General features: G+C 41.1%; 5 protein-coding genes. All 5 read left to right on the forward strand.

Features of this window, described 5'->3' with window-relative positions:
* The first annotated feature begins 7 nt into the window (after positions 1-7).
* Positions 8-184, forward strand: a complete 177-nt coding sequence (gene secE, locus HMPREF3108_RS07140; protein ID WP_008809930.1) for a preprotein translocase subunit SecE — start codon at positions 8-10, stop codon at positions 182-184.
* 183 nt (positions 185-367) lie between these two features.
* Entirely contained in the window at positions 368-904 is a 537-nt protein-coding gene (gene nusG, locus HMPREF3108_RS07145; RefSeq protein ID WP_008809929.1) for a transcription termination/antitermination protein NusG, read from the forward strand.
* A gap of 386 nt (positions 905-1,290) precedes the next feature.
* Positions 1,291-1,854 carry a TlpA family protein disulfide reductase gene (locus HMPREF3108_RS07150; protein ID WP_048779228.1) on the forward strand — a complete coding sequence of 188 codons (564 nt, stop codon included), beginning with the start codon at positions 1,291-1,293 and terminating at the stop codon, positions 1,852-1,854.
* A 64-nt stretch (positions 1,855-1,918) separates the two neighbouring features.
* Complete coding sequence (locus tag HMPREF3108_RS07155; protein ID WP_070494088.1) at positions 1,919-10,588, forward strand: isopeptide-forming domain-containing fimbrial protein; 8,670 nt, start codon at positions 1,919-1,921, stop codon at positions 10,586-10,588.
* Positions 10,589-10,664: 76 nt separating this feature from the next.
* A partial coding sequence (locus HMPREF3108_RS07160) for a G5 domain-containing protein (RefSeq protein WP_176744525.1) occupies positions 10,665-11,579 on the forward strand: 915 nt, incomplete at its 3' end.

Below are 11,579 nucleotides of genomic sequence, written 5' to 3' on the forward strand. Positions count from 1 at the left end.
GAGAGTTGTGAAATTTCTTAAGGACACTTTTACAGTTTTAAAAGATACAACATGGCCAACAGGGAAGCAAAGCTGGATTGACTTTATTTCTATTATGGAATATACAGCCTTCTTTGTTGTGGTTATCTATTTATTTGACTTATTGGTATCTCACGGACTGCTTCGTTTGTTGAATCTCTTTTAAGTCGATTAGAGACTGGGAAATTTCCCAGTCTTTTTTGATAAAATTGTCAGTAAACTTCTTGGCATTCCCTATTTTTATGATATAATAAAGCTAGAGAAAACGGAAAAAGCCATTAGGCTTTTTTATAGTGTTTTAGTTTATGATTTTCTAAACTAAAAATTGCTAACAAAGAAAGGAAATAAAATGGATAGTTTTGATAAAGGCTGGTTTGTACTGCAGACCTACTCTGGATATGAAAACAAGGTGAAAGAAAATCTCTTGCAACGGGCTCAGACATATAATATGTTAGAAAATATCTTGCGCGTGGAAATCCCTACTCAGACAGTGCAAGTAGAGAAAAATGGCAAGACCAAGGAAATCGAAGAGAATCGCTTCCCAGGTTATGTTTTGGTAGAAATGGTCATGACCGATGAGGCTTGGTTTGTTGTCCGTAATACTCCTAACGTAACAGGTTTTGTCGGATCTCACGGAAACCGCTCTAAACCGACTCCACTCTTGGAAGAAGAAATCCGCAACATTTTGATCTCTATGGGACAAACCGTTCAAGAATTTGACATTCATGTCAAGGTTGGCGATACCGTTCGGATTATTGACGGAGCCTTTACAGATTACACAGGTAAAATTACTGAGATTGACAATAATAAAGTTAAGATGGTTATTTCTATGTTTGGAAATGACACCATTGCAGAAGTAAACCTGAATCAAATCGCTGAATTATAATAGAAACCAAAAGCAGATCACTATCTGCTTTTTTATTTTTGTGTTCAAGTGTTTTTTTGTGACAAAGGCTAAAAAATAGCCTTCGACTGACTTGAATATAGGTTCCAAAAATGTAAAGAAAATCGGCTTAAAAATTCTGATAATTTTAAGTTTTTTGGGCAATCGTTTTCCTTTTAATAAATAGTGTATCTTTCAAAGTATTTTGCATAAATTTCAGATCAAATGGTTGATATACTAAAACAAAACTGGTATAATAACTATATAATTGGCGCATTGTATATGACGGCTTTTTTCATGGTTTTTTTGAGTAAAAAAAGAAGGATATTTGTACAGTGTTTACTCTTATGTCAAAATTTGATAGAGATGGAATCTAACTAGGAGGGAATATGTTAAAGGAAAAGTGGTGGCTACCCTTTTTGACTGTTGGAGTCATTCTGGTAGCGGTCTTTGCTTTGTTTTACATTGCTGGACCTAACAGGCATAACAAAGGATCGACACAAAAGGATGGTAGTTCAGCTGTAGAACATGAGCTGACAGGACAGCAGTTGCCAGAGTTTGAAATGGTAGACCAAGCAGGGTATCAAAAGAAGAGTGCAGAGTTTTATAATAAACCCATGCTGGTAGTAGAGTGGGCTAGCTGGTGTCCAGATTGTCAAAAACAGTTACCAGAGATTCAAAAAGTATATGAAAAGTATAAAGGTAACATTCATTTTGTTATGTTGGATATGCTTGATTCCAAAAGAGAAACGAAAGAAAGAGCGGATCAGTATATCAGTGAAAAAGATTATACTTTCCCATATTACTATGACACAGATGAGCGAGCGGCGGATATCCTCCATGTTCAATCAATCCCCACGATTTATCTAGTCGATAAGAATCAAAAGGTCAAGAAAGTAATTACAGACTTTCACGATGAAGCAGCGCTTGAAAAACAGCTAGAAGAGATTTAAATAAAAGAAAGAGAAGGGAGAGCTTATATAAAAGTTTCTACTATTATATAGGCTTTAAAATAGCATGAAAGATTTTTTGAAAAAGGTTTTAATACTATTTACCGTCCTGTTGATGTCAATGCCATCCAGCGTCTTGAATCTAGGACCCTCAGTTGTTCGAGCTGATGATCCTCTGAATATTGAGACGAGACGGATTGATGAGCATACAACGATCACACAAAATGGGTGTTATCGTAAGATTGAAAAAACGGACGCAACGGACTGGACAGTTCCGCGGAAACCAATTGACTTGGTTATCCTGCAGGATGCCAGTGGATCATTCCGAACAACTATTCCAAGTGTAAAACGTGCTCTTAAACGTTTGACAACATATGTTAGTCCAGAACAATACGATGAGAACGATCCTCATCTAGTTAAGACTGACGACCCTCGGACAACTGACCGCGTTTTCGTAGCTTCTTACCAAGGTTTGGATCAGGTGCGTTACTTTGAAAACAATGATTTTAGTGGTAACCCTGCGAATGTATATACTGATGCGAATTCAACTGGTAAAAACTATACCTATGGAAATAGTGGCTTAACAAGCGATCAAAATAAAGTTCATAACTTTATTGATAATATCGCTGTCGATGGCGGTACCCCAACTGTTCCTGCGATTGATGATACAATCGCTCAGTACAACCGGGTCAAAGGGAATATGGAAAACGGTCGGAAGACGGTCTTCCTCCTAGTAACGGATGGGGTAGCCAATGGTTATCGTCTGCCAGGGACTAACACAGTCGTTATGGATAAGAGCTGGACGAGAACAGATGCTATTCAAAAAGCTTGGGGAGTGGATAGCTATCCAGAAGCAGCTCAAGATATTACTGGTCGTGCCAATGAATTGAAAGCGGCTGGCAATCAGCTGAAAGCGGCGGTTGGTTCAGAAGGTTCTGTGGTTGTAGGTTTCTGGGAACGTGTTGATAACTTCACTGAGAAATACTATCAATATGGTCCAGCTTATCTGAATGGTTTTGGCAATACGATTAATATTGGGGACAACCGTTCAGTACAAGCCATCTTCCACGACGCACTTCAATCCATGGCTTCACCAGACAAGGTTGTAAACGGCAAGAATGTTTCCTTCTATGTTAATGAGCAAAATAACATTGATGTATTCTCGCAAAAGATTTTGGAATCAGTAGCGGCTGCTTTAGTTAAAGATGATATCACTGGTGAGTTTGATATCACCGAAGGCTACAAGGTAGATGCTATCCGAATCAATGGTAAGAAGATTGTTCCGAAAGTAACAGACCCTAGCAAGGAAATCCGTGGTACAATCACACAGACTGGTAACAAGGTTAAAATCTCTGTTCCAGATAGTGTCTTCAATCCAGGTAAAAACAGCTTTGACTACGACTTGAGTAAGGAAGGTCGCGCACCTGAGACAGATGAAGATAGCGAAGTAGACCCTCCTGAGAATTATGTTCCAGAGAAGGAAGAAATCACAGTTCCAGAATTGACTGGTAAATTTAAAGCAGGTGACTTCGAAACACGTCAAATCGGTGGTCGGAACCAAACAGTAGAAGTTCAAAAACTGGAATACTGTTATCCAAGTGCAACGAAGACAGTGAAAGATGCGGATGCTAGCAACGATATTGGTGTCATTCCGGATCCGTTAGAGTTGACTAAGAAACCATCTTATTCTGCACAACTAAGCAAGAAAGACGAAGAGTTCACTTACACTGTCGACTACAACTTCAATAACGTTCCTTACGAATTTGAAAAGAACGTTATGTTGACAGACCCAATTGACTACCGCTTGGAAGTGGTGAGTCATTCTGCTCAAGGTCCAGATGGACAAAGCTGGCCGACTCGTGTGGTAACACAACAAGATGCTGGAGGAAACTCACAAAGCGTCGTTGTAGCAGACGTTCCATCGCAAGGTAAGGATTATAATTACCTGATCATGAAGAAGGCGAAACTGAAAATGACAGTCCGCCTGAAAGAAGAGTACCGTAAGAACCAAGCCAGCAAGGCTTACTTGGCAATCTTACAAAATAACAATGGTTACGGTTTAGTTAACCAAGGTAACATCATGTGGAATGGAGAAGATGATTCACCAAACCAAGATGCCCATGCCAAGACAAAAGACAAGGCAAGTACGATTCGTCGTTCAAACCCAATTTATGTTAAACCACCACTTGATACAGAAGTAGACAAGAAGGTTAACGAAAAAGAACACGAAGGTCTACAAGCAGATGGCGAAGAGTTTGAATATAAGGTAACTGCCCCATGGCCAGGTATTGCTGACAAGTTCACCTTGACAGATACAGTTGTAGATGAACTTGAAATTGTACCAAATTCAGCTAAAGTAACAGTAGCAGGCAAGTCTTACAATGCTTTGACCAAAGCGATTTCAATCAATGGTCAAACAATAGAGATTACACTAGATAAGACTCAATTAACTTCGTTGAACCGTTTGATCTCTCGTCGTGGTGGAAGCGAAGTACAGGAAATCGAACTGATCTTCAAGGCTAAGATTCGTCCGGGAGCTGACCTTTCTAAATATAAGAAGAATGGTGCGGTAAACATTCCGAATACAGCTGATGTTATTCTAAATGATAAGAAGAAAACTTCGAAAGAAGTAACGGTTACTCCACCTAAACCAAAAGAACCAACTGTTTCTAAGAAGATTAACAACACCTTGGATAGTCTGGTAACCTTCGATGGTCAACCATACACTTACAACATCACAACAGCTGTGCCAAGTGATGTAGCAGGCTACAAGAAATTTGTCATTAGTGATAAGCTGGATGCCGATCTCGAATTTGATGGACAAGCAAGCATCAGCGGTCCATTGGCAGACGTCTTTGAAATCCAAACAAATGGTCAAACTGTTACTGCAACAGTTAAAGAAGGTAAGTTCGCAGAACTCGCGAAATATTCATTCGTCGAACTGACTATTCCAGCAAAAGTTAAAGCTGGTGTGACAGGTAAGACTATTGAAAACAAGGCTAAGATTTCATTTACTAATGAAAACAATGTGGCTAAGGAAGTTGAGTCAAATCCAGTAACGGTGACTCCTCCACCAGTAACTAAGAAGATCAATGAAAACTTGGATCACTTGGATATTGCAACTGGTCAGCCATACAAGTACAATGTTAAGACTACACTTCCAAGTGATATCACATCCTACAAAGAATTTGTGATTACCGATACTTTGGAAGATGAGTTAAGCGTTATTAATGAAGGTGCAGACAAACCAGTTATCAGCGGTCCTGCTGCAGACTTCTTTGACGTGACTGTCAGTGGACAAAAAGTAACGGCAACAATGAAAAACTTTGCCGGAGCAAGTGCCCTAGCTGGTCAAGAAATTGAACTGGTTATCCCAGCGAAAATTAATGACGGTGTCACTCGTTCTAACATTCCAAACAAAGCGACATTTAGCTTTAAGGATAAAAACGACCATAAAGGTGAAAAAGAAACAATTCCTGTAACGGTGACTCCACCAACAGAACCAAATGTTTCTAAGAAGATTAACGGTGATCAAGATAATGCGACGATTGCTGCTGAAACAGATTTCACCTACAATATTAAGACTACTTTGCCAAATGATATTGATACATACAAATCATTTGTCATCACCGATACTCTAGATGAAAATCTTGGAGTGGTGAACCCAGAACCAAGCATTTCTGAAGAAGCCAAGAAATTCTTCGATATTACTGTTTCAGGAAATACTGTTACAGCAACGATGAAGGACTTTGCCAAAGCAAGTGCTCTTGCGAATAAAGAAATCGAGTTGGTCATCCACGCTAAAGTGAAGAAAGAATCTGTTCTTCCAGAAATTCCAAACACGGCTAAGATTACTTATACTAATAAGAATAACGAGTCTAAGGAAAAAGAAACAGAGCCAGTTAAAGTGACTCCTCCACCAATTACGAAGAAAGTAAATGGTAAGGATCAAGAAGACTTGGCAAGCTTAACAAGCACCTTCAAATATACAGTGGATTCAAAAGTTCCAACTGTAGCAGATAAGTTTGTACTTTCTGATACCTTGGAAGAAGTCTTGACATTTGATGGAGATGCGACTGTAACGATTGATGGTCAAGCTGTGACAGATGTGACGGTTGCGAAGAAAGGCCAAAAACTGACAGTTACCTTCGATAAGGATCAAGTCAAGAAATATGCAGGCAAGGCTGTTCAAGTAGCCTTCGATGCTAAGATTAAATCTGGCTACACAGTTGACCAATTAGTTGCTAAGTATCCAAATGGAGATAAAGCAGCGATTCCAAACAAAGCTAGCTTTGTGGTCAATGACAATCCAGAAACAGAGAAATTCTCTAACCCAGTTACTGTTACACCGCCACCACCAAACACTCCAGAAATTGAGAAGAAGGTTAACGGTGCAGACAGTTACAATCTGCAAACCCGTCTTGAAGAATTCACTTATAGTCTGGATACAGCGATGCCAACAAATGCGACTGAATTCACCGTAACAGATGAACTGAAGTCCGTTCTTGAATTCGCTGGCAACAAGGGCGATGTTGAAGTGAAAATTGACGGCAAGGCTGCCAATGATCAAGCTACTATTTCTACTGATAAGAATACCTTGACAGTGGCCTTTGCAGAAAAAGCAGTGAAAGCTAATGCTGGTAAGTCTATCGAAGTAACCTTCAAAGCTAAAATCCGTGAAGGAGCAAACCTTCTGGATTACCTAGTTCCTGGTCAAGGCATCCGTATTCCGAACAAGGCTTCTTATGACATCGATCATAATCCTAAGTTCCATAAGGATTCCAATGAAGTACCAGTAACTCCTCCATCTCCAGAACAACCACCAATTGAAAAAGATGTCAATGATAAGGCAGAAGCAACCTTGGAAGCACGTGATGAAGAATTCACTTATCATGTGAAGACCAAGATTCCTTATGAGGCAACAGCCTTCAACATCACTGATACTCTGAAAGATGTTTTGGACTTCTCAGGTGAGAAAGGTCAGGCAGAAGCGACTGTAGATGGTAAGAAACTGTCAGATGATCATATCGCGATCAATGGCCAAACAATCACAGTTACACTGAACCAAGAAGAACTGAAAGCCAATGCAGATAAGGAAATTAAGTTAACCTTCAAGGCTAAGATTCGTCCAAATGCGAACCTAGCTGCCTACGTCGTTGGTGATAAAGTTGTTATCAATAACCAAGCTTCTTATAATGTAGATTTACCGGATAATCCTGGAGTTCATAAAGATTCAAATATTGTTCCAGTGACTCCTCCAAGTCCTGAAAAACCAGAGATTGAAAAGACTGTTAATGATGCAAAAGAAGCGACTCTTGCTAACCGTGACGAAATCTTTACTTATAAAGTGAAGACAAAAGTACCGTTTGATGCAACAGCCTTCTCTATCGATGACACTATTAAGGATGTTCTAGAGTTTGCGGATGCTGGAAGTGCTACTCTTAATGGAGAAGCTTTAGAAGCAGACCGTATCTCTATCGCTGATCAAAAGATCACCTTGACTTTGACAGAAGATCAAGTCAAGAACAATGGCGGTAAAGAAGTTGTTCTGACCTTCAAGGCTAAAATCCGCCAAGGTGCCAACCTATCAGGCTACATTGAAAAAGGTAAGACAGTCATCAATAACCAAGCGTCTTATAACGCTGCCTTCCCTAACGATCCTAACTTCCATAAAGATTCAAATATTGTCCCAGTGACTCCTCCAAGTCCGGAAAATCCACCGATTGAGAAGAAGGTCAATGAGGCTGAGTCAGCGAACTTAGGAGCTCGTGATGAAGAATTCACCTACACAATCGACACAACTGTGCCACTTGATGTTACAGGCTTCGCAGTCTACGATACGATTGAGAAAGTCTTAGAATTCTCAGGTGAAAATGGCCAAGCAAGCGCAACGGTAGATGGTCAACCACTAGATGCCAGCCACATTACCATTAAAGGTCAGAAGATCACAGTCAAACTGACAGAAGACGAAGCGAAAGCCCTAGGAGGCAAAGCGGTTCATGTCAGCTTCAAGGCTAAGATCAAAGCGGGAGCGAACCTGTCAGACTACATCGAAAAAGATGGTACGACACGGATTTACAACACCGCTAAATACAACTTTAACAATGACCCAGGAACAGAACAAAGTTCTAAACCAGTTCCAGTCATTCCACCAACCCCAACTGAACCAGAACTGAAGAAGGAAGTAAACGGTAAAGAAGCTGAAACATTAGCTAACCGTGACGATGTCTTCACTTACACTGTGAAGACTACTGTACCGCAAGATGCGACAGCCTTCTCTATCAGCGATAAGCTGGAAGATGTTCTTGAGTTTGCGGGTGAATCATCTGCGACTCTAGCAGGTGAAGACTTGAAGGCAGACCAGATTACAACAGACGGTCAAACCATCAAGTTGACCCTGACAGAAGATCAGGTGAAAGCAAACGGTGGTAAAGAAGTTGTCCTCAACTTCAAGGCTAAGATCAGAGAGGGTGCAAACTTGTCAGCTTACATGAAAGCAGACAAGGCAGAAGTACCGAATAAGGCTTCTTACACAGTTGGCTTCCCTAACAAACCAGCTGTAACGAAGGACTCTAACGTAGTACCTGTCACTCCTCCATCTCCAGAACAGCCACCGATTGAAAAAGATGTGAATTCAAAACCTTCTGAAACAATTGCAGATCGAACAGAAGAATTCACATACAACATTCATACAACTATGCCTCAAGATGCGACAGGCTTCACAGTTACCGATGAATTGAAAGACGTTCTTGAATTTGCCGGTGATGTCCAAGTCACTCTTGGTGGTAAGAAAGCAGACGCAGCTGTAGCGAAAAATGGCCAAACTCTGGAAGTAACCTTCCCAGAAGAGACTGTCAAAGCAAATGGTGGTAAGAAAGTCCAAGTAACCTTCAAAGCGAAGATTAAAGCGGACGCCGACTTAACTCCATATGAAACAGCTAATAGCTACTCTGTACCAAATACAGCTTCTTACTTGATTAACAATAATCCAGCAAGCAAGAAAGAAACTAAGCCAGTTACGGTCGAAGTTCCAAAACAACCTGGACCAGAGGTTACGAAGAAGATTAACCGTACATTGGATCACTTAGATGTTGACCGTGATGTTCCTTACATGTACAATGTCAACACACAAATTCCAAAAGATATCCGCCTCTACAAAGAGTTCACCGTTACGGATACTTTGGAACCAGTTCTTGAAATCACAGGAACTCCTGTAGCTTACGTGGATGGTTATGCAACAGACGCTGTGGAAACAAAAGTGGAAGGCAATACAGTTACTGTAACAGTGAAAGACTTCGCTCGTATCAGTGGCTATAAAGAAATCCAACTTTACATTCCAGCTAAGCTGAAAGCAGATAGTGACTTATCAGCTTACGAAAACCAAACTGTTCCAAACAAGGCAACAATTGCCTTCAAGGATAGCAATGGCAAGAACGGCACAAAAGAATCTAACCCAGTAACCGTTCGTCCACGGGACCCAGAAAAACCTGAGGAACCAAAACCAAACGAACCAGCTAAGACAGTAGGTCCGGCTGATGGATCTAACCCATCGACTGCTTACCGTCTGAAAGAACTCAAGGAAGGCTTCCGCTTTGATGTGACAGCGAAGGTGCCAACTGATCCAGTTGATGAATCAGGCAACCCTATCAAAGATGCTCAAGGCCGTGATGTGAAGACTGAATTGAATAGCTTTACGGTAACAGATGAACTTGAAAAAGTTCTGAAAGTGGACCGTGTAGCTGTTAAGGTTGAGGAAAATAAAGTCGCAGAAGCCATTGCGAAGATTACTGCTAAGATTGAAAAAGCAGAAAGCGACCTGAAAGAGCTCGAAGGCAAAGAGACAAATGGTACTTTCGCTAAGAAACTGGCAGAAGCTGAGAAGAAGGTAGAAGAGCTAACAGCACAATTGGCAGCAGCCAAGGAAAAAGCTGCAGCGACACCTGCAACACCAGCTCCATCTTCAGATTCTGACGCAGGCGATGCCACAGCGACACCTGCTCCAGCAGACAACAACGCTGAAGTCGCAGCCCTTGAAGAAAGCCTCAAAGCAGCACAAGCTGAATTGGAACAACTGAAAGCAGATGGTGCGAAAGCTGGTAACCTCGCAACACCTGAAGAACAAAAAGTTGAACAAGATAAGCTGAATAAGAACCTTGAACAACTGAAAGAGAGCAAAGAGAAACTCGAAAAAGCTCTCGAAGCATTCACAACAGTGAATGACAAGGGTGAGATCACGGATGAAGCTCTTGCGAAAATCGCCAAAGTAACTGTAGAAGGTCAGAAAGTTACCGTAGAAGTTACTGATAAGGCTGTTTTGGAAGCCTTGAAGGGTAGCACCTTCCGCGTCATCATCTATTCATCTATTAAAGACGGAGCAGACTTGTCTAGCTACTTGAATAAAGAGAATAATGAGACGAAGATTCCGAATAAGGCTACTGTAACCTTCAACGATAAACCGAAAGTAACGAATACAGTAAACGTTTATCCGCCAGAGCCAAATACACCGCCGACAACACCACATACACCACCGACAACACCGAATACGCCGCCACCAACTACACCTGATACGCCACCAGCGCCTAAGGGTGACTTGCCACCGGCACCAACACCAGAGCCAGAAAAACCTAAGAATATCTTGCCAAAAACAGGTACTTCTGGTACTATGGTAAATGAGGTGATTATCGGAATGATCCTTGTGCTGATGGGACTTCTTTTGAGAAGAAAACCAAAGCATTAATGTAAGATAGTCCAGGAGAGCTATGCTCTTCTGGTTACTATCGTATTATTAGGAAAAAGATTAAAGGAAAATCATTATGGATAGAAAAAAGTTAATTAAGTTAGGAATCTCAGTGCTAGCTGTTAATGCTTTGGGAGCAGTAGCCGTTTATAAATATCCTGAGCTGACACATGTACCTACTGTCTATGCGGAGGAAGTGCCTGGAGAGGATGAGGAAATTCCAGATGCAGCAGAAGCGCAAGCAGCAGCGAACTTTAAAAATCAAATGGATGAGTTTGAAGAAGCAATCAAAGAATTCAATCCAGACGATTCAGATACTAGAGAAGGTTTGGAAATTGCATTGGGAGACTTAGAAGCGTCTCATACTACTGCAGTTAATGCGATCAAGAGTGAAGAAGGAAAGAAAGGTTTTGCCAAGTACGAAGCTCGTTATCAAGCTTTAAAAGCAAAAGCTCAAGCCCTTCTAAATGGTGAATCACCAAAACCTCAACCAGATCCACAACCGCAACCTCAACCAGATCCGCAACCACAGCCAAAGATTACAACACAGGACCTTACAGTCAAAGAACCAATCCTTTACGGATCTTCAACTGAGCAAAATTCAGCTTTACCAAAAGGCACAAGAAAAACAAAAGTTCAAGGTGTCAATGGTGAAAAGGAAGTTGTCTACACAATCACTTATACAGACGGCAAGGAAACAGGCCGTGTGAAAAAGTCTGAAACAGTTATTAAACCAGCTGTAGATGAAGTCATCGAAGAAGGTACTGGCGCAGTCATCACCACTAAGGAAGAAACTAAGACAGAAGAAGTAGATTTCCAAGTCAAAGAAGTTCCAAATCCAGCCCTTCCAGAAGGTGTCCGCAATGTAACAACTCCAGGTAAAAAAGGTGTTCGTACAATCGTTGAGACGGTTACTTACACTGACGGCAAGGAAACAGGTCGTGTAGTGAAATCCAACACCATCACAACTCCAGCAGTTGATGAAGTTGTT

The organism is Streptococcus sp. HMSC10A01 (genome assembly GCF_001807785.1).
Classification (GTDB): Bacteria; Bacillota; Bacilli; order Lactobacillales; family Streptococcaceae; genus Streptococcus; species Streptococcus gordonii.